Origin of the sequence: Dysgonomonas sp. Marseille-P4361, assembly GCF_900343125.1 — a bacterium.
Lineage (GTDB): Bacteria > Bacteroidota > Bacteroidia > Bacteroidales > Dysgonomonadaceae > Dysgonomonas.
This window is the reverse complement of sequence record NZ_OPYL01000003.1, coordinates 410,349-433,742: the sequence shown is the minus strand read 5'-3', so window position 1 is coordinate 433,742 and position 23,394 is coordinate 410,349. Positions and strand designations below refer to the sequence as shown.

The 23,394-nt window shown below is 36.5% G+C and carries 24 protein-coding genes; 7 read left to right on the top strand and 17 right to left on the bottom strand.

Annotation, left to right across the window (positions count from 1 at the left end; genetic code table 11):
• Positions 1 to 133: 133 nt before the first annotated feature.
• A complete protein-coding gene (locus DHU68_RS08270; RefSeq protein WP_108822559.1) occupies positions 134 to 1,651 on the bottom strand; it encodes a Do family serine endopeptidase in 1,518 nt (505 codons plus the stop codon).
• A gap of 221 nt (positions 1,652 to 1,872) precedes the next feature.
• Between DHU68_RS08270 and DHU68_RS08265 the strand changes: the two genes are divergently transcribed.
• Complete coding sequence (locus DHU68_RS08265; protein ID WP_108822496.1) at positions 1,873 to 3,318, top strand: sodium:solute symporter; 1,446 nt, start codon at positions 1,873 to 1,875, stop codon at positions 3,316 to 3,318.
• A gap of 70 nt (positions 3,319 to 3,388) precedes the next feature.
• On the opposite strand, the gene DHU68_RS08260 is transcribed toward DHU68_RS08265, so the two are convergent.
• From DHU68_RS08260 to DHU68_RS08240, 5 genes are all read right to left on the bottom strand, one after another.
• On the bottom strand, positions 3,389 to 4,261 hold the full coding sequence (locus DHU68_RS08260) for a hypothetical protein (RefSeq protein WP_108822495.1): 873 nt from the start codon (positions 4,259 to 4,261) through the stop codon (positions 3,389 to 3,391).
• An 11-nt stretch (positions 4,262 to 4,272) separates the two neighbouring features.
• A complete protein-coding gene (gene rsmI / locus DHU68_RS08255; protein ID WP_108822494.1) occupies positions 4,273 to 4,977 on the bottom strand; it encodes a 16S rRNA (cytidine(1402)-2'-O)-methyltransferase in 705 nt (234 codons plus the stop codon).
• Positions 4,978 to 5,054: 77 nt separating this feature from the next.
• Entirely contained in the window at positions 5,055 to 5,846 is a 792-nt protein-coding gene (locus DHU68_RS08250; protein WP_108822493.1) for a TIGR02757 family protein, read from the bottom strand.
• Between the two features lie 103 nt (positions 5,847 to 5,949).
• Positions 5,950 to 6,144, bottom strand: coding sequence for a hypothetical protein (locus tag DHU68_RS08245; RefSeq protein WP_108822492.1), 195 nt, complete (start codon positions 6,142 to 6,144; stop codon positions 5,950 to 5,952).
• A 176-nt stretch (positions 6,145 to 6,320) separates the two neighbouring features.
• Positions 6,321 to 7,988: an AMP-binding protein gene (locus tag DHU68_RS08240; protein ID WP_108822491.1), complete on the bottom strand. Its 1,668-nt coding sequence runs from the start codon at positions 7,986 to 7,988 to the stop codon at positions 6,321 to 6,323.
• Positions 7,989 to 8,166: 178 nt separating this feature from the next.
• Here DHU68_RS08240 and mtaB point away from each other — a divergent pair, with 178 nt between their 5' ends.
• The 4 genes from mtaB to DHU68_RS08220 all read left to right on the top strand — a co-directional run bounded on the left by mtaB (position 8,167) and on the right by DHU68_RS08220 (position 12,110).
• Positions 8,167 to 9,477, top strand: a complete 1,311-nt coding sequence (gene mtaB, locus DHU68_RS08235) for a tRNA (N(6)-L-threonylcarbamoyladenosine(37)-C(2))-methylthiotransferase MtaB (protein ID WP_108822490.1) — start codon at positions 8,167 to 8,169, stop codon at positions 9,475 to 9,477.
• A complete protein-coding gene (locus tag DHU68_RS08230) occupies positions 9,474 to 10,385 on the top strand; it encodes a lysophospholipid acyltransferase family protein (RefSeq protein ID WP_185117497.1) in 912 nt (303 codons plus the stop codon). Before mtaB ends, DHU68_RS08230 begins: the two co-directional genes overlap by 4 nt.
• The gene (locus DHU68_RS08225) at positions 10,382 to 11,401 is read left to right on the top strand and encodes a glycosyltransferase family 2 protein (RefSeq protein ID WP_108822489.1); all 1,020 of its coding nucleotides are present in this window, start codon (positions 10,382 to 10,384) and stop codon (positions 11,399 to 11,401) included. Before DHU68_RS08230 ends, DHU68_RS08225 begins: the two co-directional genes overlap by 4 nt.
• Positions 11,402 to 11,486: 85 nt before the next feature.
• Complete coding sequence (locus tag DHU68_RS08220) at positions 11,487 to 12,110, top strand: DUF4294 domain-containing protein (protein ID WP_108822488.1); 624 nt, start codon at positions 11,487 to 11,489, stop codon at positions 12,108 to 12,110.
• Between the two features lie 23 nt (positions 12,111 to 12,133).
• Here DHU68_RS08220 and DHU68_RS08215 read toward each other — a convergent pair whose 3' ends face one another.
• The 11 genes from DHU68_RS08215 to metA all read right to left on the bottom strand — a co-directional run bounded on the left by DHU68_RS08215 (position 12,134) and on the right by metA (position 20,485).
• Positions 12,134 to 12,664, bottom strand: coding sequence for a GNAT family N-acetyltransferase (locus DHU68_RS08215; protein ID WP_108822487.1), 531 nt, complete (start codon positions 12,662 to 12,664; stop codon positions 12,134 to 12,136).
• A gap of 13 nt (positions 12,665 to 12,677) precedes the next feature.
• A complete protein-coding gene (locus DHU68_RS08210; protein WP_108822486.1) occupies positions 12,678 to 13,367 on the bottom strand; it encodes a cell division ATP-binding protein FtsE in 690 nt (229 codons plus the stop codon).
• Between the two features lie 68 nt (positions 13,368 to 13,435).
• A complete protein-coding gene (hisIE, locus tag DHU68_RS08205; protein WP_108822485.1) occupies positions 13,436 to 14,032 on the bottom strand; it encodes a bifunctional phosphoribosyl-AMP cyclohydrolase/phosphoribosyl-ATP diphosphatase HisIE in 597 nt (198 codons plus the stop codon).
• A complete protein-coding gene (gene hisF / locus DHU68_RS08200) occupies positions 14,029 to 14,781 on the bottom strand; it encodes an imidazole glycerol phosphate synthase subunit HisF (RefSeq protein ID WP_108822484.1) in 753 nt (250 codons plus the stop codon). The genes hisIE and hisF overlap by 4 nt, the downstream gene beginning before the upstream one ends.
• A gap of 124 nt (positions 14,782 to 14,905) precedes the next feature.
• Positions 14,906 to 15,622, bottom strand: a complete 717-nt coding sequence (gene hisA, locus DHU68_RS08195) for a 1-(5-phosphoribosyl)-5-[(5-phosphoribosylamino)methylideneamino]imidazole-4-carboxamide isomerase (RefSeq protein WP_108822483.1) — start codon at positions 15,620 to 15,622, stop codon at positions 14,906 to 14,908.
• 8 nt (positions 15,623 to 15,630) lie between these two features.
• Positions 15,631 to 16,089, bottom strand: coding sequence for a DUF4870 domain-containing protein (locus DHU68_RS08190; protein ID WP_108822482.1), 459 nt, complete (start codon positions 16,087 to 16,089; stop codon positions 15,631 to 15,633).
• A gap of 7 nt (positions 16,090 to 16,096) precedes the next feature.
• Positions 16,097 to 16,693, bottom strand: coding sequence for an imidazole glycerol phosphate synthase subunit HisH (gene hisH / locus DHU68_RS08185; RefSeq protein WP_108822481.1), 597 nt, complete (start codon positions 16,691 to 16,693; stop codon positions 16,097 to 16,099).
• A 3-nt stretch (positions 16,694 to 16,696) separates the two neighbouring features.
• A complete protein-coding gene (locus DHU68_RS08180; protein WP_108822480.1) occupies positions 16,697 to 17,227 on the bottom strand; it encodes a TlpA disulfide reductase family protein in 531 nt (176 codons plus the stop codon).
• A complete protein-coding gene (locus tag DHU68_RS08175; protein ID WP_108822479.1) occupies positions 17,224 to 17,643 on the bottom strand; it encodes a VanZ family protein in 420 nt (139 codons plus the stop codon). The genes DHU68_RS08180 and DHU68_RS08175 overlap by 4 nt, the downstream gene beginning before the upstream one ends.
• A gap of 52 nt (positions 17,644 to 17,695) precedes the next feature.
• Positions 17,696 to 19,534, bottom strand: coding sequence for a U32 family peptidase (locus tag DHU68_RS08170; protein ID WP_108822478.1), 1,839 nt, complete (start codon positions 19,532 to 19,534; stop codon positions 17,696 to 17,698).
• Between the two features lie 3 nt (positions 19,535 to 19,537).
• Entirely contained in the window at positions 19,538 to 20,485 is a 948-nt protein-coding gene (metA, locus tag DHU68_RS08165; RefSeq protein ID WP_108822477.1) for a homoserine O-succinyltransferase, read from the bottom strand.
• Between the two features lie 194 nt (positions 20,486 to 20,679).
• Between metA and DHU68_RS08160 the strand changes: the two genes are divergently transcribed.
• Both DHU68_RS08160 and DHU68_RS08155 read left to right on the top strand, forming a co-directional pair.
• Positions 20,680 to 21,339: a hypothetical protein gene (locus tag DHU68_RS08160; RefSeq protein ID WP_160111105.1), complete on the top strand. Its 660-nt coding sequence runs from the start codon at positions 20,680 to 20,682 to the stop codon at positions 21,337 to 21,339.
• Positions 21,340 to 21,545: 206 nt separating this feature from the next.
• A complete protein-coding gene (locus tag DHU68_RS08155) occupies positions 21,546 to 23,393 on the top strand; it encodes a 2-oxoacid:acceptor oxidoreductase subunit alpha (RefSeq protein ID WP_108822475.1) in 1,848 nt (615 codons plus the stop codon).
• Position 23,394 lies beyond the last annotated feature (1 nt).

Below are 23,394 nucleotides of genomic sequence, written 5' to 3'. Positions count from 1 at the left end.
TATTGACTTATTTATTGTCTTGTCGTATAGTTGTGTAAAGACGATTATAAGTTTTGCACAAATAGATAACGCTTAAGCCCAGTGTATAGTTTAGGCTTAAGCGCTATTTTGTATTAATTAAGTTAAAACCCTTTTATTCTAATTCAATTGCGAAAAGTTTTCTTTGTCCTGTAGGAGTAAGAGTAGATAAGAACAAAGACTTATCTGGACTTTTTGCTGCTGATTGGATGATACTTTCAGCTTGTCCTGGGGTTGAGACACTTTCTCCATTCATTCTAAGGATTATATATCCTTTTGTAAGACCGCTCTTAGCGAAGGCGCCACCATTTTCTACTCCTGCTACATATACACCTGAGCTTATGCCATGTTGTTTCTTTTGCTCATCAGTCAGTTCCTTAAAGACAACTCCAAGGTTAGACATAACATCTGTTTTCTTTACGATGGATGTATTACCAGAAGTATTTTTGAGAGTTATATCAAAAGTCTTTTCACTATTATCTCTATTGATGGTAACTTTAACTTTATCTCCGGGGTTGAATCTAGATATCTGTTCTTGAAGTTCACTACCGTTTTTGATTTTTACTCCATTGACAGCTGTGATTACATCACCTGCTTTTAGTCCTGCTTGTTTGGCTGCACTTTCTTCAGATAGGCCGCCTATGTATGCACCTACTTCTATCTTGATTTTTTCTGCTCCCTCAAATCCTTTTTCACCACTTGAGGCTAGTTCTTTTGCTTTAGAGAGTTCTATTACCGATACCCCCAAAATAGCACGCTGTACGGTTCCGTATTCTTTTATATCAGCTACAACTTTTCCTGCTATAGAAATTGGTACAGCAAATCCGGCTCCAGCAAAATCTCCTGTTCGGGAATAAATAGCTGTGTTGATACCGACTAGTTCTCCGTTTGTGTTGACTAGTGCTCCACCACTATTTCCTTGGTTGATAGCAGCATCTGTTTGTATATAAGATTGTATATCTTCAGGTGCATTACCAATACCGCCACGCCCTTTAGCACTTACGATACCTGCGGTGACAGTAGATGTTAAGTTGAAGGGGTTACCTACAGCCAAAACCCATTCACCTACTTTTAATTGGTCAGAATTCCCAAAAGGAATATAAGGAAGATCATCTCCTTCAACTTTTAATAGAGCTATATCTGTTTGTGGGTCTGTTCCTACTAATTTAGCATTGAGTTTTCTGTTGTCATTCAATGAAACTTCAATTTCGGTAGCTTTGTCAATTACGTGATTGTTTGTAATGATGTAGCCATCCTTTGAAATAATTACTCCAGAACCAAAACCTACTCTGGGCTGAGGCTCGTATTGGTATTCTCTGCCTTGACCTGGACCGAAGAAGTATTCAAATGGATCTATCTGACGTCTGCTCTGAGGAGAACCTTTGACTGTTGATTTGATATGTACAACAGCGTGAATCGAACTTTCTGCTGCTTTGGTAAAGTCAGGGTATCCATCGGAAGTAAGGCTGGCAAAATGAACATTCTCTTGTTTAAATGTACCACCATGGTTGTTGTAATTAGTGGAGCTGTTATCTCTTTTGCTATCCATGTAGCTATACATACCGTAAGTAGCTCCTATACTTACCAGTGCAACCGCAACATAGGTTGAAATGCTTTTTATAAACTTTTTCATACGTAAATATTTTAAAATTTTGTTTTCTAATTTTGGTCTTCTCAAATGTAAACACAAAAAGTGTACTTTTGATCTCATAGAATCTCGTTTTTTAACACTTTTAACCGAGTATAAATTCTTTATTGCAATTTTAACATTTTGATCCGCCTTTTTGTCAGATTGAAGATGAGTGAATTGTAATTTAATGTATATTTGTTTGTCAAAAAAATACCTCTTTTCAGATGGGTGCATATATTCTTGTCATAATAGCCATATACTTCGGAGCCTTGTATTTAATCTCTTATTTTGTAAGTAAGAAAAGTAGCGATAATGATGCTTTCTTCTTAGGGAATAGGCAGTCTCCTTGGCCTTTGGTAGCAATAGCTATGGTTGGTACATCTATCTCTGGTGTAACCTTTGTTTCGGTACCGGGGATGGTCGGAAAGTTTGATATGACATATATGCAGATGGTGTTTGGCTTTGTAGTCGGTTATTTTGTCATAGCGTATGTATTGCTTCCTCTTTACTACAGGTTAAATCTTACAACTATATATGGATATTTAGAACAACGATTTGGTTTCTTTTCGTATAAAACGGGAGCTTCTTTCTTTATCCTATCTAAAATTATAGGGGCTGCAGCAAGGTTATATCTGGTAGCAATGATTTTGCAAACATTGGTGTTTGCTCAGTGGAATATCCCATTTTGGGTTACAGTGTTGGGGATAATATTACTTATATGGGGATATACACATAGGAGTGGTATAAAAACTATTATATGGACTGATACATTGCAGACAACTTGTCTTATATTGGGAGTGATCCTTATTATCTGGCAGGTGGCGACAAAAATGGACATGGATGCTTTGCAGTTGGTAAATGTGATTGCAGATAGTGAGCATTTTCGAATGTTTGTTTTTGATGATTGGGCTTCTCGTCAGAATTTTTTTAAACAGTTTTTTAGTGGAATGTTTATTACAATTGTAATGACGGGATTGGATCAGGATATGATGCAAAAAAATCTGACTTGTAAAACCTTGAAAGATGCACAAAAAAATATGGTTACTTATGGCTTTTCCTTCGCACCAATCAACTTTTTATTTTTATCTCTAGGTGTTTTATTATTGCTATTTGCAGCTCAATATAACATTATTCTACCCGAAAACTCGGATCAGATATTACCTGTTTTAGCAACAAACTATTTGGGATTACCTGTTTTAATATTTTTTACGATTGGAATTATTGCCGCAGCATTTTCTAGTGCTGATTCAGCATTGACAGCTTTAACAACGTCTGTTTGTGTGGACTTGTTAGATGTGAATAAGAAAGATGCAGATAAGGCTAAATCGATAAGAAAGAAGGTGCATGTATTGGTTAGTTTAGCATTTATGGTTGTTATTTTGATTATTAATGCTGTGCAGCAAGAGAATATACTGGATACCATTTATACTATAGCATCATATACTTATGGACCATTATTAGGACTATTTTTCTTTGGGCTGTTTACTAAAATAAATGTGAAAGATAAGATGGTTCCTCTGATTTGTGTTTTAGCTCCTATAGTTAGTTATCTGTTAGAATTTATTTTGCGCGAGCTGTATTCTTATCAGGTAGGCTATGAAATTTTGTTGTTTAATGGTTTGCTGACTGCTGTCGGGCTATTTATTATTTCTAAAAGAAAGACTATTTAAATTATACCGTATAATAGAAGAGACCGATATTAAAATACCGGTCTCTTCTATTGTATGAATGATAATGAAATTATCCTACTTCTACAATCAAAAACTTAGATAGACTCCAGAAGCGTTTGTAATCGGTAATATTAACTACAATCTCTCCTTTTTCGTTTTTGTCTAGTGTATAACTGTCTTTAGGATGATCAGAAAGAAGTTTTGCTTTCTTGTCATACATAGGAATACTTTTGGTATCTCTAATATCAATGCGGATGAATTTACTCTTTTCTATTCCTTCATTTAATATTTTAGGTGATACTAAGAATCCGCCAGTTACTACTTTTGCTTCTTTTAATTCTTTAGATGTTCCAAACATGTAATAAGCTGTATTCAACTCTTTGTCTTGCTCTTTTATTTTAGCAGCTTGATCAGATGTTTGTTCAGATAGTATAACTACATTTTGAGTCAGGCTATCTACGTTTGTTTGCAGTAAAGCTATTTGAGCATCACGTGTAGCTAAAGAAGTTTGTAGTTCGTTTATTGTACTGGCTCTTTCTGTTAACTCTTTATTTAATCTATCGATAGTGCCTTTAAGGCTAGACATCTGCCCAGTGTTGCTGCCTAGTTTTTTGTTTAATTTTTCTATATCTGCCTTATTCTTTTTAAGAATTTCGTTGATCATTTCGAAGTTGTCTTTTACTCGAGCTTTTGTATCTCTCGACATTTCTCCTTTGTTCTTTGATTCTAATGTCAAATATTTTTCAGCCTCTCTAATTTGTTTGAAATTTTCTTCTATCTCATTAATTAAAGCGTTCGTTTCAGTTAATTCGCTGTTGCTTTGATTTACAATTTGCAATAATGAATCTTTTTCGGCTTGTACAGCCTTATATTCATCTGAGTTTTTTACGTTACATGAAGCCATGGCTAATAAGCATAGGCCTGCTACAAATAATTTTTTCATATACAAATAATTTACTTGTTAGTTTCTTTATTGTTAATTTTATCCAGATCCTTCCCCGATAAGATAATAACAAATTCACCTCGGGGTTCGTTCATGGAAAAGTGTGAAATGAGTTCGGAAAGAGTGCCTCTACGTATTTCTTCGTATACTTTCGAGATCTCGCGACAAGTAGCGGCATATCGTTCTTCTCCCATATATTCAGATAGTTGAGTTAGAGTTTTTAATACTCTGTGAGGGGACTCATAAAAAACTATAGTGCGAGTTTCCTCAGCTAAAGTTTTTAATCGGGTCATTCTTCCTTTCTTTTGAGGAAGAAAACCTTCGAAGCAAAAATGATCGGAAGGAATACCTGATGCTACCAATGCGGGAACGAAAGCTGTTGCTCCGGGTAAACATACAATCTCTATATTGGCTTTAGTACATTCTCTTATTACTAAAAAACCGGGGTCGGATATACCAGGAGTACCTGCATCGGAGACAAGGGCTATGTCTTCTCCTGCATTTATTCGATCTACAATCTGTGCTACGACTTTATGCTCGTTGAATTTATGGTACGACTGCATTTTATTTTGTATATCGAAATGTTTCAACAAAATACCAGTTGTACGAGTATCTTCAGCAAGGATCAGGCTTACTTCTTTTAGTATGCGTATTGCCCTGAAAGTCATATCCTCTAAGTTGCCAACAGGTGTTGGTACAACGTATAATTTCCCCATCCTTTTTGTCGTTTTATGATCGTATATAGTCGCAAATATAGTAAAAAAAATACCTGAGCATGTATAAATAATGCTTGTTAGGTTTTCTTAATTATATTTTTTTCTTCTACAGATATTCCGAATAAAGCATAATCGTATTTTACAGGATCGTTGATATCCAGTAATCTTAGGTTCTCTGTTAGCTCCATTGTTGCACTCCAATCAGGCTTGTCTCTCTTTAATAATCCTAGCTTATGTGCAGTTCGCTCTACATGCAGATCTAAAGGGATAATGAGATCTTTAGGTTTGGCTTTTTCCCATAAACCGAAGTCTACACCATTCTTATCTTTTCGTACCATCCATCGTAGATACAAGTTGAGTCTTTTGCATGCAGACTTTTGTTTTGGAGATGGAATGTGCTTTCTAGTTCGTTGTAGTGTATTTGGCGAATCGAAAAAGTATTCCTGAAAATGGTTTAAAGCTTTCTCTACGTTTGTATCTTCTGTCGGGAAAAAGGCGTCTTCCAGACTTTCAAACATTGAGTAATGTCTTTGCGTGAAGTCGATGCAATAGAGGAGATCAGAGTCATTGAATGTGCGATGTTTGAAGCCTAATAGCTTAGTGAGATCAGTGTCCTTGTGGTTTTTAATGAAATCATAAGGGCTATTGTCCATCCGCTCGGCTAGTTCTTTACACTTGTTTATAATAGTTTTTCTTTGTCCCCATGCAAAAATGGCAGCAAAGAAACCCATTATCTCAATATCTTCTTTTTTTGAGAAGAGATGAGGAATACAGATAGGATCATCCTTGATAAAGTCACTTGTATTGTATTGCTCAACTTTACTATCAAGCATTGACTTGAGGTCAAATATGTCTTTTCTTTTTTGCATCAATCACGAGTAAATCAGTTCTTGTTATAAACTGTAAAGAAAACAAAAAACCTATATGAATACTCATATAGGTCTACAATTTCTTTTATTGCTGTCTGCTGGATTATTGAGCAACAGTTTCGTTTACAAGAGAATCTACAACTTGTACAGCTGAGTCAGTAGCAGCTTTTACTTCAGTAATAACTTCTTCTTGTACAGCTTCTACTTCTTGAGTTGCTTCTTCTTGAGCTTTGTTACCACCACATGATGCAAAAGAGATTGCTAAGATAGCAACAGCAGATAAAACTAATTTTTTCATTTTCTTTTCTAATTAATACTTTAAACGTATATGTTTACTTGTGTTATTTCCCATAACACGGCGCAAAGGTAAAAAAAACCTTTACATGTTATATAGCATGTTTAGGTTTTTTTTTGAAATTTTTCTAGGAAATTTAATATAAAATACTTCCTGTGTTCTAATGTGCTGTTTATTAATTAGTTTTCGTATAAATATCTCTTAATACTTTTCTTTGGCGTCTTCTCAAATTCGCTAGGGAATATCTGTATCGCTGAAATCTGTTCGTAGCTAGCCAGCATTTTGTTCAGGCTTTGTCTATTCTCTTCCATTATTGCAGGTAGCATATCATGGTCAACATGTGCAGCATCCATTGCTTCAAAATCGGGATGAGCTAAGGCTACTAATTTCCCATTTCTCTCTACCACAAGACATTCTAAAACAAAAGGCATATTGTTAAGTCTGGCTTCTATTTCTTCTGGAAATATATTCTGCCCATTCGGTCCAAGCAACATTGTTTTGCTACGACCTCTGATATATAGTCTATTGTCTTTTCCAAGTGTTCCTAAATCACCTGTCTTTAACCATCCGTCTTCTGTGAAAGTAGCTTTGGTTGCATCTTCGTTCTTGTAATATCCTATCATTACATTTTCGCCTCTCACTTGTATTTCTCCAACCACATTCTGAGGATCTGGAGAATCAATTCTTACTTCCATTATTCCCTCCAATGGCTTTCCGCACGAAGTTGGGACGAAGTCATAGTTGTGGGCATAAGAGATTAGGGGGGCACATTCGGTCATCCCATAGCCTACTGTGAATGGGAATTTTATTTTATACAAGAATGCCTCTACCTCACTGTTGAATGCAGCTCCTCCGATGATAACCTCAGTGAAATTTCCGCCTAAACCTTCCATCAATCCTTTTCTTATTTTTGCATATATTTGGTCTCGAATAATAGGAATTTTCAGAGCCATTTTGATAGCCGGTTTTTCTATCTGAGGTAAAATCGATTTCTTATATATTTTTTCTATTACTAGAGGAACAGATATAATAAGGTTTGGCTTAATCTCAGCAAAAGCTTCGGAAAGAATCTTAGGTGATGGAGCTTTGCCTAATAATGTAACATGTGCTCCTGTTGATAATGCATATAAAAACTCGAAAGCACAACCATAAGCATGTGCTAAAGGAAGGAATGATACAATGTTTTGTCCTCTGAATAACAATTCCAACTTGTGAGAATGAGTAACGTTTCCTGCTAGGTTATTCGCTGTAAGCATAACTCCTTTGCTAAAGCCCGTTGTACCTGATGTATAATTAATAAGTACAAGCTCAGAGTTATCTACCTTTGCATATTTTATATCTTCAATAGTATATCCATCAGGATATTTTGTGTTCATTTTGTCATCGAGAGTAGCAACGATATTTGATAGGCTTTCGCTCTTTTGTTGATATAAGCATTTAAAATCAAGATTATTGATGCTAAAAGCTCCTCTGATGGCGGGGGTAGAGTCCTCATCTATCGCATCCCATATCTGGTTGCTCGTAAATAAAAGAACCGAATCGGAATGGTTGATGATGTGCTGAACGCTATCCGTATGGAAATCTTGTAGAATAGGTACGATTACAGCACCGTAAGTAACCACAGCAAGGTATGTTACACACCAAGGTATATTGTTTTTTCCGATAAGGGCTATTTTATCTCCTTTTTTTATTTGAGCAGCTTCTAATAGGATGTGTATGCGAGCTATCTCTTTAGCTAAATCTTTATAATGTAGAGTTTTCTTTTCAGAATAATCAGAGAGTGCGGGCAAATCCCAGTTGTTTTTGAAGCTATTTTCGTATAATTCAACAAAATTTTCTTTAATCATAATTTTTGCTCATTTTGAATGATTTTGTGCAAAAATAGAGAGTCTCCTTATAATCCGCAAGTATTTTATAGCTTAATTTGATACAAATGTGTAATTTTGTACGCCTTATTAAAAATGTGTTTTGGGAGATAAGACACTATATTACTTAAAATAACTTATTTAGGCTTTTCACTAAACAATGATAGATAATTCAATATTTGAGAATAAAACCGCAGCTTATTTGACTTTGGGATGTAAACTCAATTTTGCGGAGACTTCAGCTATAGGTAAACAGCTCTCGCAAATAGGAGTCCGTAAAGCAAGAGATGGCGAGCGTGCTGATATATGTGTAATAAATACTTGTTCTGTAACCGAACTGGCTGATAAGAAGTGTAGGCAGGCAGTACGCAAGATGATAAAAGAAAATCCCGGAGCTTATATTATTGTAACAGGTTGTTATGCACAATTAAAACCGGAGGAAATAGCAAATATCGATGGAGTTGATATTGTACTAGGTTCTGAACAGAAGCTAGATGTAGTCGCTTATCTGGATGAGCTGAAGAAGAAGGATAAGGGTACTGCTTATACGACTAAGACAAATCAGATAAGAGTGTTTGTTCCTTCTTGTTCTCAGGATGACAGAACCCGTTATTTTCTGAAAGTACAGGACGGATGTGACTATTTCTGTTCTTTTTGTACAATTCCTTTTGCCAGAGGTAGAAGTCGTAATGGTACGATAGATTCGATGGTTCAACAAGCGAAAGACGTCGTTGCCAAAGGAGGTAAGGAAATTGTTCTTACCGGAGTAAATATTGGTGATTTTGGGAAGACAACAGGTGAAACATTCTTCGATCTGGTGAAGGCTCTTGATGAGGTAGAGGGTATAGAGCGCTACCGTATATCATCAATAGAACCTAATTTGCTGACTGACGAAATAATAGATTTTGTAGCTAAATCTAAGCGATTTGCTCCTCACTTTCATATTCCGTTGCAGGCAGGTTCGGACGAAGTGCTTAAATTGATGCGACGCAGGTATGATACAGCCTTATTCAGACATAAGATAGAAAAAATAAAATCGATTATTCCCGATGCTTTTATAGGAGTGGATGTTATTGTGGGAACGAGGGGTGAAACAGATGAGTACTTCGAAGAAAGTCGTCTGTTTTTAGAAAGTCTTGATTTTTCACAATTGCATGTCTTTACATATTCGGAGCGTCCAAATACGCAGGCTCTTAAAATAGAACATGAGGTTGATACCAAAACAAAGCATGCACGAAGTAAAATTTTATTAGATTTGTCTGAAGCTAAGTTACATGCATTTTATAAATCGCAACAAGGAACTACAAGAAAAGTCTTGTTTGAGCATACGCAACATGGCGACGTAATGTATGGATTTACTGAAAATTACGTTAAAGTAGAAGCTCCTTTTGACCAAGCAAAAGCAAATGTTGTGGAACTAGTGACATTAGGCGAATTTAATAATGACAAAACTGCTCTAGTAGGTAAATGATGAATAAGATACTTTACTACATTGTATATTCTTGGATGTACTTGCATGCTCTTCTTCCTTTTTGGGCATTGTATGTATTGTCGGATATATTGTATGTTTTAGTATATAAAATAATCAGATATCGCCTGAAAGTTGTAAGGCAGAATTTGAGAGCATCTTTCCCTGATAAAACAGATGAGGAAAGAAGCATTATTGAAAAAGAGTTTTATCATCATTTTTGTGACTACTTCGTAGAGACAATCAAGCTTTTGCATATTTCGGACGAAGAAATGAGCCGACGAATGAAGTTTGAAAATGTTGAGCTAGTTAAAGATCTTATGGAAGATGGCAATTCTGTTCTTATGTATTTGGGACATTATTGCAATTGGGAATGGGTTACTTCTATAACCTTATCTTTTAAAGGGGAGGAGAATCGTAATTTAGGTGAAATATATAAACCTCTTAGGAATAAATCCATTGATGATATTTTCCTGAAAATACGTAGTCGTTTTGGTTCGTTAGCAATTCCCAAAAATGACACATTGCGTACAATCGTAAAATTACGCAGGGAAAACAAGCAAATTATTATAGGCTTCATGGCCGACCAAACCCCTTCAATAATGAATATTCATTATTGGACAGATTTTTTGAATCAGGATACTCCTGTCTTTACAGGTGTAGAGCGAATTGCTAAGAAAACAGGATTTGCTGTCGTCTATCTTGATATAGAAAAAGTAGGTAGAGGATGTTATAATGCAAAAGTTAATCTGGTAACAGACTCGCCTAAAGAAGAACCAGAGTTTAAAATAACAGAGGATTATATTCGGATGATGGAGAAAACGATTCTTCGCAATCCAGCTTATTGGTTATGGACTCACAAGAGATGGAAAAGAACTAGAGAAGAAGTAGAACAAGCTCAACGTAAATGAAGAAAATAGCAGTAGTTATACTTAACTGGAATGGAAAGAAGCTTTTAGAAGAGTTCCTTCCTTCTGTTGTAGAATATTCTACCGTACCTGATATTGAGTTAGTTGTTATTGATAATGGATCTACGGATGATTCTATTGGCTTTTTGTCCGCATCATATCCTCAGGTAAGGATTGTTCAATTGTTTCAGAACTATGGTTTTGCCGGTGGATACAATAAAGGCTTAGAGCAGGTTGAAGCAGAATACTTTGTGCTGTTAAATTCAGATGTAGAAGTAACGAAAGACTGGCTTACTCCAATAGCATCATATCTGGACTCAAATTTGGATGTAGCAGCTGCACAACCTAAAATTTTATCTCAAAGAAATAGATCGTATTTTGAATATGCTGGGGCTTCCGGAGGATTTATAGACCGCTTTGGATATCCTTTTTGCAGAGGGCGTATTTTCAAAGCTGTGGAGGAAGATCTTGGGCAATATGATATGCCAATAGATGTGCTTTGGGCGACAGGTGCATGTTTGGTAATACGCTCCAATGATTTTTTTGAAACAGGAGGTTTTGATGCTTCATTCTTTGCTCATATGGAGGAGATAGATCTGTGTTGGAGGCTGAATTGCAGAGGACGTAGGGTTGTTTGTATTCCTCAGTCGACTGTTTATCATGTAGGCGCTGCAACACTGAAGAAAGAAAGTCCGCGCAAAACATATCTCAACTTTAGGAATAACTTACTGATGCTTTATAAAAACTTGCCTCAAAGGCATCTGAAAAGGGTTATGGTCATTCGCTTGATTTTGGATTATGTGGCAGCAATACAATTTACTCTTACAGGAAGTTATGTTAATGCAAAAGAGGTAATCAGGGCGCACAAAGACTTCTATGACAATAGGAGGGACTATAGGGAGTCGCGTCAAGAAAATCTATGTAAAGCTAAAGTCTCTACTCCAGAAACAATATATCAAAAAAGTATTCTTGCAGCATACTACCTTAAGTTTATAAGAAAATATTCCAAGTTGAGATAAAGAAGACCTTTTCCTATAATTTATCCTAAATTAAATCTACGTTTCTTATTTTCTTGTATATTTGAGTAACTATATACATTTAACAATGATGCGTATTGTAGCCATATTATCTCTATTATTCCTTCTCTCTGCGACAGTAAAGTCTCAGGATGAAGTTGATGCTTATCAGGAGACATGGCTTATGTATCAAGGAGATTCAGCTGCACTTGTTCCCTTGCGACCGGTTCATGTCTTTGCTCCGATGAAATTCAAAAATGAGAAAGAACGACAAGCTTATTCGAAGCTGGTAAGAGATGTCAGAATAGCTTATCCATATGCAAAAGTTATTGCTTACTCTATCATCGAAACTTATGAGTATATGCAGACACTACCTACTGAAAAAGAAAAGCAAAAGTATCTGGAAGATGTACAGAAATACTTGATGGCAGAGTATAAGCCCAAAATGAAGAAGATGACCAAAACACAAGGGAAAATATTGATAAAACTAGTTGACCGCGAATGTAATACATCGTCATATAATATAGTAAAAGCTTTACTTGGCAGTTTTAAAGCTACTTTCTATAATGCCTTTGCCAGCTTGTTTGGAAACAGCTTGAAAGCTGAATATGATCCGGATGGTAAAGATTCGGCTATTGAAGCAATCGTTCTGCAGATAGAAGAAGGTACTATTGATATCAATTATGCCCGAAATTATAATTCGTGGAAGTGATTTTTCTCCCTTTTTATTAAAGATTAGTATTTGTATACTCTTGAGTATATATCGTTTCGTATGTCCTTAATGTCTTTTTCAATATTAATATTCCCGTATGACATTAGTTTCATCGGGATGGCATTTCCTCCCTTATAATAAGATGGCTGTTGGTACTGTACCTCTTCCCACAAACGGAATCCGATACGTTGATAAAAGCCAATTCGTCGTTCTGACAAAATTGTAGTTGGCAGCTCTACTTCCAAGACGATAGGTTTGTTTGTTTGGGCTATAAATAAATCCATAACTTTCTGTCCAAAACCTCCATTTCTGAATTGAGGGGAGATCGCAAAGTGTTCGGCAAAAATGAATTTGTTCAGATCCCAGTGGGTAAGAAAGCCGACTGGTTGATTTTCATTAATAGCATTAGAGATAATAAAAGAAGAATCATTTTTATAAAGATCCAGCATTTCGTCAACAGGACGCCGTTCACTTAAAGGGAATGATTCTATATAAAGATTCTCTATAAATGTTATTTCCTGCTCATTCGAAATGTTTAGTTTCCTTATTTCCATGATTCGTCTATTCCTAATTATTTAATTTTACATCTTTAAGCACTCCGTCTTCACATCTGATAATTCTTCCCGGATATTTTTGTACTACGGCATAGTTATGTGTCGACATAATAACAGCAGTCCCTGATTCTGCAATTGAATGTAATAGCTTCACGATCTGTGTCCCAGTCTCAGGGTCTAGATTTCCGGTAGGCTCATCGGCAAGGATAACTTCAGGTGAATTTAGTAATGCCCTAGCTATGGCTATACGCTGTTGCTCTCCACCCGAAAGTTCGTGAGGCATTTTGTAGCCTTTGTTTTGCATTCCTACTTTAGTGAGAACTTCTTCTATTCTCATCTCAATAAGACCTTTGTTGCTCCATCCGGTAGCACGCAATACAAATTCAAGATTTTTTGCAGCTGTACGGTCTATTAGCAGTTGGAAGTCCTGAAAAACAATTCCAACTTTTCGTCGAAGAAAAGGAATGTCTTTCTTCTTAAGGCTTGTTAATTCGTAATCAAGAATTCTACCACTTCCTTTGCTGAAGGGTATTTCGTAATAAAGACTTTTCAAAAAAGTACTTTTTCCCGAACCAACTTTTCCTATTAGATATATAAATTCGCCTTCGCATATAGATATGTTGATGTCCGACAGTATGTTATTGCCATCTCTGTCTAACTCTACACCTTGGTATTTTATGATAATGTCTTTTTCTGAATTCATACTAAGTCCTATTTAAGCAAATATCTATTTCTAATAACGAAAAGTAGTAATTATAGTTCTTCTCCTTTTTACTTTTTGTGTCTTTTTTGCAATTCGCGAGAAAGGTCTTCTATGCTAAGTCCTTTTGATGTAAGTAATACAATAAGGTGATATAGCATATCAGCAGATTCGTATATCAAGCGGTCGTCAGTTCCATTACATGCTTCTATAACAGACTCAATAGCTTCCTCTCCAACTTTTTGAGCCATTCGATTTACTCCCGACTGGAAGAGCGATGTTGTATACGAACCTTCAGGCATTTCTTTATATCTTTTCTCTATAAAGTGTTGAAGGTATTTGAAGAATAAAATGTCTTCTTTATTTTCTTCCTCAAAGCAGGTATCGGCTCCCGTATGGCAAACTGGACCAACTGGATTAACCTTAATAAGAAGAGTATCATGATCGCAGTCATCCTTGATGCTTACAACATTCAAGAAATTTCCACTTTCTTCGCCCTTTGTCCAAAGACGTTGTTTTGTACGGCTGAAGAATGTCACTTTGCCGGTTTCCTGTGTCTTTTTCAGCGCATCTTCGTTCATATAGCCCAGCATCAATACTTTGCTGGTTTCGTTGTCTTGTATTATTGCAGGGATCAATCCTCCAACTTTTTCAAAATCGAGTGTCATCGTATATTTATTTTTTCTTGTCTCAAATAATCTTTTAACTCTTTAATCTTTATTTCGCCAAAATGAAAAACACTGGCAGCTAATGCAGCATCGGCTTTTCCTTCAATGAAAACATCTTTGAAATGCTCCATTTTGCCTGCTCCTCCGGAAGCAATAACCGGAATATTTAGCGTATCGTGCAGATGTCGTAAAGCTTCATTCGGATATCCGGTTTTTACGCCATCATGGCTCATGCTGGTAAAGAGAATTTCGCCTGCACCAAGATTTTCAGCTTCCTTGGCCCAAGAGAATAATTCTTTATCAGTCCTGTTTCGTCCGCCACTTGTATAGCAGATCCATTTATCATCTTCAAAGTTAGCATCTATTGCACAAACACATACCTGAGAACCAAAGTTTTTTGCAATATCTGTTATTATTTGAGGGTTTCTGACAGCAATGGAATTTAAAGAAACTTTATCAGCTCCGGCATTCAGCAAGCGGTCTACATCCGAAACCTCATTTATTCCACCTCCTATAGTAAACGGAATACTTATGTTTTCAGCAATGCGTTTGACTAAATCAATAAATGTTTTGCGTTCTTCGAAAGATGCTGTAATATCGAGGAAAACAAGCTCATCTGCTCCTTGTTCGCTATATTGGATAGCCAATTCGACAGGGTCGCCAGCTTCTCGCAGGTTAACAAAGTTTGTTCCTTTTACAGTTTTGCCATCTTTTACATCAAGGCATGGAATAATTCTTTTTGCTAACATATTATGTGTTTCTATTTTAACTAAAAAGTAACAAAGGTTACAGTTTTCTTTATCTTGTTTAGAGCTTCCTTGTTCTTCTTACATCTATCTGTATATATAGATAAATGTTTAATTTCTAATCAGATTAGCTTCTGCTTAATTCTTTAAGTGTCACTCTATTTTCATATATCGCTTTTCCTAAAATAACGGCAGGTACACCGGCTGATTCCAGATCAAGAATATCTTGGAAACAACTGACTCCCCCGCTTGCTATTAGGTATAGTTCAGGAAAAGAAGATAGAATCTCTTTGTAAAGATCGATAGATGGACCTTGCAACATCCCATCTTTACTAATATCGGTACAAACAACTTTAGTAATTCCTTTCTGGGTATAATCTTGTATAAAGTCAAGTATGTCCAGAGAGGTTGCTTCTTGCCAACCCGATACAGCTATCTTGTGGTCTTTACAATCGGCGCCTAATATAATACGGTCGTTGCCAAATTTATCTATCCAGCCGGAGAATAATTCTCTGTTGCGAACAGCGATACTCCCTCCGGTAACCATAGAAGCTCCGGCATTGAAGGCAATCTCTATATCCTTGTCGCTTTGCACACCTCCTCCAAAGTCGATAATGAGCTTGGTGTTTGTCGCTATTTTTTCAAGGACAGAGGTGTTGACAATATGTTTGGCTTTTGCTCCATCCAAGTCAACAAGATGTAGGCGCTTTATACCTGCATCTTCGAACATCTTGGCTACCTCTAATGGATCTTCATTGTAAACTTTCTTTTCGTTGTAGTCACCTTGCGAAAGCCGAACACATTTGCCGTCGATAATATCAATTGCCGGAATTATTTCTATCATATTTTCTTTTATTTGAAGAACGGAATAGCAAGAGGGTATTTCCAATACTCGCCGTTAGATGCTTTTACTGCAGCAATAATGATGAACACTATTTCGATTAAGCCCAATGCTATAAGCATAGGTATGCCTATAAGTACGATGACGAGAATACCTGAAACTACTGCGTAGATTATCATGCTGAGCAAGAAATTTGCAATGTTCTTACCATGCTTGTCTATGTTAGTATTTTCTTTCGATTTTATCAACCACATAACGATAGGAGCAATAAAACCTAGACCAGGAATAATAAGGCCAGCAAATTGAGAAAGATGCATTAATGTAATGTATGTTTTCTCATCCATCCCGCCAACAGTGTCTTGGTTAGAGCTGTTGAGTATATTTTGTTTTTCTCGTTGAAGTTCTTCTTCTGTAATAGCACCTTGGGCTCTAAGCTCTTCTAGTTTGCTTAAATCATCATATTTACTCATAGTATTCTTATTTAGTATTTGATAAAAAGTTATTTAAAATTCCTTCTCCAACTACACCGCTTTTCTCTGGATGGAATTGTGTCGCATAAAAATTGTCTTTGTTTAATGCTGCACTGAATGGAAGTATGTAGTCCGTTGTTGCAGCAGTATGTTCGTTCAATGGTACATAATAACTATGTACAAAATAAACGAATTGATCTTCAATGGAAGTGTCAAAAATAGCACTTTTCGTATTCATTAGATTATTCCAACCCATGTGAGGAACTTTGTCCTCCTTACTTTGTGGGATGAAGCGTTTCACTTCCGCGTCGAATATGCCAAGACAATCAACATTGCCTTCTTCTGAATGAGAGCACATTACTTGCATACCCAGACAGATACCGAGAACAGGCTGTTTTAACTCAGGGATTAATTGATCTAATCCCGATTTTTTTAAATGTAGCATTGTTGAGCTGGCTTCTCCAACTCCGGGAAATATAATTTTGTCTGCCTTCCGTATAAGCTCCTTGTCGGATGTGATGACAGGCTCTATCCCTACACGCTTTAGAGCATTCTTTACAGAAAAAATATTACCTGCATTGTATCTGATTATTACTACATTCATTGTTTATTTCTCAGCTAATAGAGAGTCTATAAGTTCTACCATTTCGTTAAACTCTTCCATTTTAAACAGTCTGGTGAGCATAACTATTTTTCCGTCCTTGTCGATGATAATATTTCTTGTGATTCCGGCTGTCTTCTCTGCATATAATCCGAAAATGTCAGCTGTAGGATCAAGACCGATAGGGTAGGTAACCTTTGTTGCCTTGGCAAATTTTTCAACCGTCTCGGCAGGTTCTTCCCTGTCAATTCCGTAGAGAGCAAAGTTCGGATTGTCTTTATGTTTTAGCCAGATTTCTTTTTCTATATGTGGCATCTCCTTGCGACATACGCCGCACCAGCTTGCAGTAAATTGTAACATTACAACTTTTCCCCTCAGTGAAGATAGCTTAACTTTTTCTCCGGAAGGGAGTTCCATTTCAAAATCGGGAGCTATTTCTCCCACTTTTACTTTGTATTGATATTCGTACCCATTTTGTCCGTATGTGTTATACGATATAAATAATAGGCTGATTAAGCAAATTAATAGTTTTTTCATACTTCTTGTTCTAATTCTTGTCTGTTTAATAAAAAACGTCTAAACCATAAGGAAAAAGGAATGGAAGCAATAGCCCCTAGTGTATCGGCTAAAAAGTCGTACCAGTCACCACTTCTTCCTTGAAAATAATTGTCCTGTATAATTTCTATTACCCCTCCGTACAGAATCGGAATGCAAATAGCAAAAATGATCAGTTTAAGGATAATAATATTTCCGTTTTTATCGTAAATATAGTTGAAAGAGGCGACTAATGACAGTCCGAAATACATCAAAAAATGAACGATTTTGTCAGCCGGAATAAAAAAGTCGAATCCAACATCGGGAATATCCTTACTTGGAAGTAAGCAACACAAATAAAATATAATTATTGCTACAATAGCTGGAGGCCAGCTATATTTGAAAATCTTTTTTAGCATACACTTATAGCCTCAATAATATCTTTCAAAGATACGTAAAATATCAATATGTCTATTGCCTGCTGCTGTTTTCATTGAAAACTTTCATTTCGCAAGCCTTGCAGTCGAACGATAGTCGCAGTTTGGTGTTGTTATATGTCAAAAAGAAAGGCTCTATGTAAGGGCGTTTTTCCGTTTGTTCTTTAGGGCACCAGCCTAACGATTGTTTGATACAATGACGAGTGAACATCAATGGAACTCCTTCCTGTACTTGTCTCTCTATTGCAGGCTGTGAAACTGTAGATTGATGTTGCTCATAAAACTGCTTGCTCATTTCGTTCATCACATTGCCAAGGTAAGTTATATTCTTAACCGGATATGGATGTGATGTCTGCTTAAAATGAACAATGTCTTGTCTGTATCGTATTTTTCGAACGGATAGAAGTTTGTCCACAAGTTGTCTTCTCCATTCGGACAGGACAGATGCAGGGATAAACCAACTAGACTGAAAATCGATGAGAACTTGATCGATAAGGAAGATTGTTCCTCCTGTTTTGCTCAGATTGTTCTTTATGTTTTCACTCTGATCCTTTTGGGCAACCTGCTTCTCGTATTCGAAGTTTAGTATAGCATAATTGTCATCTTCGTCAGTTATTCTCAGAGAGTAACCAAAAGGAATCTCGGAGATTTCTATTGTTGCCGAAATTTTTCGCTCTGCTGTTTTCTTTGATAAGTTTTTTTCAAACTCATGGTCAAAGTTTCTATATATAAATGTTCCCTTCTTTACATTGGGTACAGTTGCTGGATAAATAATGTCACCCTCTACGCGATTAACCTGCATACCTTCAAGCTCTCTTTTATAGTTAAAGAAACAAAGACCATCGCCATTGTTGAGCTTTTTAGTTGTATTTATCTTTATGTATTTCGTCGTGACCTCTGTTATTTTTCCGATAGGTTCGCCTATGGCTTTGGGAGAGTCGATAGACCATATCTCTTTCGAACGGTTGTGAAAGAAATAGTTAGTAAAGCCTCTATTGAAGCTTTTGCTCAGGCTAGGTTCAAAGATATAAGAGGATGTCCCCGAAGAAGCTCTTATGTACTCAGGTCTTCGGGCAATAATTTCATCTAGCTTTTTGCGATAATAAGCGACAGTATTTTTTACGTATGAAATATCTTTAAGACGCCCTTCTATTTTTAAGGACGAGGCTCCGGCATCTAACAATTCTTCTAAATTCTCGGAAAGATTAAGGTCTTTCATTGATAAAAGATGCTTTTTATTTAATATTTCTTCACCCTCAGCATCAGAAAGGTCGTATGGCAGACGGCAATATTGGGCACAAGCTCCCTTATTTGCGCTGCGTCCTGATAAAACCTGACTCAAAAAGCATTGTCCACTATACGAGACACATAATGCACCATGCACAAATACTTCCAATGGAGTTTTTGTCTGAGCAGCAATGTCATGTATTTCATCTACTGTCAATTCGCGGGCTAAAACAATTTGACTGAAACCTGCTTCTTCAAGAAACTTTACTTTCTCAATACCTCTGTTGTCCATTTGTGTACTTGCATGCAGAGGAATTGGAGGAAGTGATAGTTTAGTAATACCCATATCTTGGATGATAAGAGCATCAGCTTTCGCATCGTTATAAAGTTGCCAGATGAGGCGCTCGGCATCTTTCAGCTCTTTGTCGTTTAATATTGTATTAAGTGCGACATAGACTTTCGCATTGTATAAATGTGCATGTTCTGCCAGTAAGGTGATATCTTCCAGTGTGTTTCCTGCAGCAGCACGCGCGCTGAATTTTGGAGCGCCAATGTATACAGCATCGGCACCATGATTAATAGCCTCTATTCCGCATTCAAGATTCTTGGCAGGGGCTAAAAGTTCTATCTTTCTAGTTTTTAACAAGATCTATTCTGTTATAGGTTGTATGTTCCCCAAATTTTTAATTTGAGTTTTATCGTATGGCGTTTCCTGATAAACAAAGTAGTTTAACCAGTTGTTGAATAATAGGTTTCCATGACCAGCCCACCTCATGACGGGAGCATTATTCGGATTGTCATTTTTGTAATAGTTGATAGGAACCTTTATGGGAAGTCCTTTCTCTACATCTCTGGCATATTCATTATGTAGTGTATATGGAGCGTATTCGGAATGCCCTGTCAGGTAAAATTCACGTCCACCTCTTGACATAACTATGCCAACACCAGAATCATCCGATTCTGATAATATTGTTAAATCCTTAGCCTTAAGGATGTCTTCTCTGGTAACTTCGGTATGTCTGCTGTGAGGAATATAAAACTCATCATCGAAACCTCTAAATAAAGGAAACTTCTTATTGTGAATAGAGTGCTTGAATACGCCAAACATTTTTTCGGAAAGAACGTGCTTGTCTACTCCATAGAAATGATATAAAGCAGCTTGTGCAGCCCAGCAGATGTATAGGGTAGAAGTAACATGCGTTCTTGCCCAGTCAAAAATAGATGAGATCTCAGGCCAGTAGTTAACTTCTTCATATTTTAATAGTTCTACAGGTGCGCCGGTAATAATCATTCCATCGTAGTAATCCTCTTTAATCTCACTGAAGTTTTTGTAAAACATAAGTAGATGTTCTTCAGATGTATTTTTTGAAATATGAGTTTCCAGTTTTAAGAAATCGATCTCAACCTGCAACGGATTATTCGATAATAAACGGATCAGATCCGTTTCGGTAGTAATCTTTATAGGCATTAAGTTGAGAATGAGTACACGAAGGGGGCGTATGTCTTGCATATTAGCCCTTAGTTCACTCATAACGAAGATATTCTCTTTCTTTAATATTTCTATTGCCGGAAGATTGTTTGGTATATTAACTGGCATTTCAAATCATTTTTAATAACATACAAAGTTATAAAAATAAATAGTAGGTTTAGCAATTAAGAGACTTGGCTTTTTAGAGATAGATAATACTCTAATATTATAATCTTTATATAAAAGATACCTAGTGATGTTTGCTTTTCTAATTTAGCTATATTTGTTATGTAAGTATTTGTTTTACTAAATAAGGGAATGTTATGAGATTAAAAATGGTTTTGTTAATTATAACAGTCACTTTTGTTAATATAGTTTGTGCTCAGCATAGAGAGACTCCATTTTTATTGGATGTTTTTGAGGAAGGAGTGCTGATATATAAAGATGGAGGTAAGAGTGAAGGTTTATTTAACTATAATACAGTTAATGAAAAACTGGTTTTTGTAGCAAGAGATTCTACAGTGATGGAGGTAGCTAATCCTTCTGCTATTTTAATTTTAAAGATCAATGAACGCATTTTTGAACATATCAAAAATGGATCATTTTATGAGAGGGTTCCTGTTGATAATAATGTTTACTTATATATAAGGTGGCACTCAGATATGTTCTCAGAAGGAAAGGTAGGTGCTTATGGTATGAAGAATCCTTCCTCGTCTATAGATAGTAAGACTTCAATATATACTCCGTCAGGCTTTACAGGGTTAAGTGTAAATGAGTCTTATGTGGTCAAACCAAATAATTTTTATTATATAAAGATTAAAGGTAAATTGAAGAATGTGACTAAAAAATCGAGTCTGACTAAATTGTTTAAGGGGCATGAAGTTGAAATTGAAGATTTTATAAAGGCTGAGAAACTTGATTGGGATAACATTGAGGGGGTGAAAAAAACAATAGCTTTTTGCTCAAAATTTATAAGAGAATAGAAGCCTAGAGGTCTTTGTCGGTGATGTGATCTGGAGTTATTATTCTAAGGGAACTAAATCTTATTGAGAGACTAAATTCTAGTAGTTTTAATTATATGGTAATAAAAATTACCATACTTGTTTTTTGCCTCGAATATATTGGTTTATTAATGAATACTTTTTTACTTTGTTCATTGATGAATGTATGATATAAATATTATTATATAATGAGAAACACGGTAAAAGTAAAAGACGTCAAGGATGTAGTTATTCGATTTTCGGGTGATTCCGGTGATGGTATGCAGTTAACGGGAACAATTTTCTCTAATCTGTCAGCCATTTTTGGAAACCAAATAGCTACGTTCCCGGATTATCCGGCTGAAATCAGAGCTCCTCAAGGAACTCTATCCGGAGTGTCGGGTTTTCAGGTTCACTTAGGAAATAAAATTTATAACTCTGGCGATCAGTCAGATGTATTGGTAGCAATGAATCCTGCTGCACTGAAGGTGAATGTAAATCATCTGAAAAAAGACTCAGTAATAGTTGTAGATCAGGACTCTTTCTCAAAAAGAGATCTGGAGAAAGCTCTTTTTGCTACAGATAATCCATTTGCAGAGTTAGGCTTAACGACACAGCAAGTGATTTCTGTGCCAATAACATCCTTAACCAAAGATAGTTTGGCTGAAATGGATTTAGATGCGAAATCAAAAGTTCGCTGTAAGAATATGTTTGCTCTAGGATTGGTTTGCTGGTTATTTAATCGTCCCCTAGATGTAGCCAATCATATGTTGTCGGCTAAGTTTGCTAAAAAACCTTTATTGGTACAAGCAAACTTGAAAGTGTTGGCTGATGGCTTCAACTATGGGCAAAATACCGATATGACAATATCATCGTACCGTGTTGAAACTGTAGATGTGGAGAAAGGCTTTTATCTGGATGTAAATGGGAATACAGCTACGGCTTACGGTTTGATCGCTGCCTCTGAAAAATCGGGCAGACCATTGTTTCTAGGGTCATATCCTATTACTCCGGCAACAGATATATTACACGAATTGGCAAAATTCAATCAGCTTGGAGTTAAAACAGTACAGGCAGAGGATGAAATTGCCGGTATTTGTACCTCTATAGGAGCTAGCTTTGCTGGGAATTTGGCTGCAACATCAACTTCAGGTCCGGGGCTCGCGCTGAAAGGTGAGGCTATAGGTCTTGCAGTAATGGCTGAATTACCTTTAGTTATTATTGATGTACAGCGTGGAGGTCCTTCTACCGGATTGCCTACAAAGACAGAACAGACCGATTTGCGTCAGGCTTTGTATGGACGAAACGGTGAAAGTCCAATTGTGGTGATGGCAGCGGCAAGTCCTACCGATTGTTTCGATATGGCGTATTGGGCATCCAAAGTAGCATTGGAGCATATTACTCCTGTAATATTGTTAACGGATGGTTATATTGCTAATGGCTCTTCTGCATGGAGAATTCCGGATTTAGATAAATATCCTACTATTGTTCCTCACGATGAGACTTTAGTCGATGAGGCTAGCTGGACTCCTGCCCTTAGAGATGAGAGGAATAAAGCACGTTATTGGGCAGCTGCTGGTCAGAAAGGTTATATGCATCGTATAGGTGGACTCGAAAAAGACTATAATACTGGGGCAATATCTACTCATCCGGGAAATCACCAAAAAATGGTAGATGCCCGTCAGGCTAAAGTTGATGAGATTGCAAATCATATTCCAAAGTTAGAACTATTAGGAGCAGAAGATGCAGATTTGTTAGTTGTTGGTTGGGGTGGCACTTACGGACATCTGCGCGAGGCTGTAGAAAAAATGAATGATGCCGGACAAAAAGTGGCTTTGGCTCATTTCCGCTTTATCAGTCCTTTGCCATCAAATACAAATGAGATATTAAATAAGTTTGATAATATTATCGTTGCCGAACAGAATAATGGTCAATTTGCCGGCTACTTAATGGAAAAAAATCTGGGATTGCAAGTGTCTCGTTACAATAAAGTTGAAGGTCAGCCTTTCAATGTTTCGGAATTAATAGAGGCGTTCACAAATCAAATAGGAGAATAAG

Excerpts from the sequence above, each read along its gene's own strand:
- DHU68_RS08175 (WP_108822479.1), bottom strand. The coding sequence starts at position 17,643 with ATGCTAAAAAAGATTTTCAAATATAGCTGGCCTCCAGCTATTGTAGCA.
- DHU68_RS08265 (WP_108822496.1), top strand. The coding sequence starts at position 1,873 with ATGGGTGCATATATTCTTGTCATAATAGCCATATACTTCGGAGCCTTG.
- rsmI (WP_108822494.1), bottom strand. The coding sequence starts at position 4,977 with ATGGGGAAATTATACGTTGTACCAACACCTGTTGGCAACTTAGAGGAT.
- mtaB (WP_108822490.1), top strand. The coding sequence starts at position 8,167 with ATGATAGATAATTCAATATTTGAGAATAAAACCGCAGCTTATTTGACT.
- metA (WP_108822477.1), bottom strand. The coding sequence starts at position 20,485 with ATGCCAGTTAATATACCAAACAATCTTCCGGCAATAGAAATATTAAAG.
- DHU68_RS08250 (WP_108822493.1), bottom strand. The coding sequence starts at position 5,846 with ATGCAAAAAAGAAAAGACATATTTGACCTCAAGTCAATGCTTGATAGT.
- DHU68_RS08190 (WP_108822482.1), bottom strand. The coding sequence starts at position 16,089 with ATGAGTAAATATGATGATTTAAGCAAACTAGAAGAGCTTAGAGCCCAA.
- DHU68_RS08270 (WP_108822559.1), bottom strand. The coding sequence starts at position 1,651 with ATGAAAAAGTTTATAAAAAGCATTTCAACCTATGTTGCGGTTGCACTG.
- DHU68_RS08240 (WP_108822491.1), bottom strand. The coding sequence starts at position 7,988 with ATGATTAAAGAAAATTTTGTTGAATTATACGAAAATAGCTTCAAAAAC.
- hisH (WP_108822481.1), bottom strand. The coding sequence starts at position 16,693 with ATGAATGTAGTAATAATCAGATACAATGCAGGTAATATTTTTTCTGTA.
- DHU68_RS08260 (WP_108822495.1), bottom strand. The coding sequence starts at position 4,261 with ATGAAAAAATTATTTGTAGCAGGCCTATGCTTATTAGCCATGGCTTCA.
- DHU68_RS08225 (WP_108822489.1), top strand. The coding sequence starts at position 10,382 with ATGAAGAAAATAGCAGTAGTTATACTTAACTGGAATGGAAAGAAGCTT.
- DHU68_RS08210 (WP_108822486.1), bottom strand. The coding sequence starts at position 13,367 with ATGAATTCAGAAAAAGACATTATCATAAAATACCAAGGTGTAGAGTTA.
- DHU68_RS08180 (WP_108822480.1), bottom strand. The coding sequence starts at position 17,227 with ATGAAAAAACTATTAATTTGCTTAATCAGCCTATTATTTATATCGTAT.
- hisIE (WP_108822485.1), bottom strand. The coding sequence starts at position 14,032 with ATGACACTCGATTTTGAAAAAGTTGGAGGATTGATCCCTGCAATAATA.
- DHU68_RS08160 (WP_160111105.1), top strand. The coding sequence starts at position 20,680 with ATGAGATTAAAAATGGTTTTGTTAATTATAACAGTCACTTTTGTTAAT.
- hisF (WP_108822484.1), bottom strand. The coding sequence starts at position 14,781 with ATGTTAGCAAAAAGAATTATTCCATGCCTTGATGTAAAAGATGGCAAA.
- DHU68_RS08245 (WP_108822492.1), bottom strand. The coding sequence starts at position 6,144 with ATGAAAAAATTAGTTTTATCTGCTGTTGCTATCTTAGCAATCTCTTTT.
- DHU68_RS08215 (WP_108822487.1), bottom strand. The coding sequence starts at position 12,664 with ATGGAAATAAGGAAACTAAACATTTCGAATGAGCAGGAAATAACATTT.
- DHU68_RS08220 (WP_108822488.1), top strand. The coding sequence starts at position 11,487 with ATGATGCGTATTGTAGCCATATTATCTCTATTATTCCTTCTCTCTGCG.
- DHU68_RS08155 (WP_108822475.1), top strand. The coding sequence starts at position 21,546 with ATGAGAAACACGGTAAAAGTAAAAGACGTCAAGGATGTAGTTATTCGA.
- DHU68_RS08230 (WP_185117497.1), top strand. The coding sequence starts at position 9,474 with ATGATGAATAAGATACTTTACTACATTGTATATTCTTGGATGTACTTG.
- hisA (WP_108822483.1), bottom strand. The coding sequence starts at position 15,622 with ATGATAGAAATAATTCCGGCAATTGATATTATCGACGGCAAATGTGTT.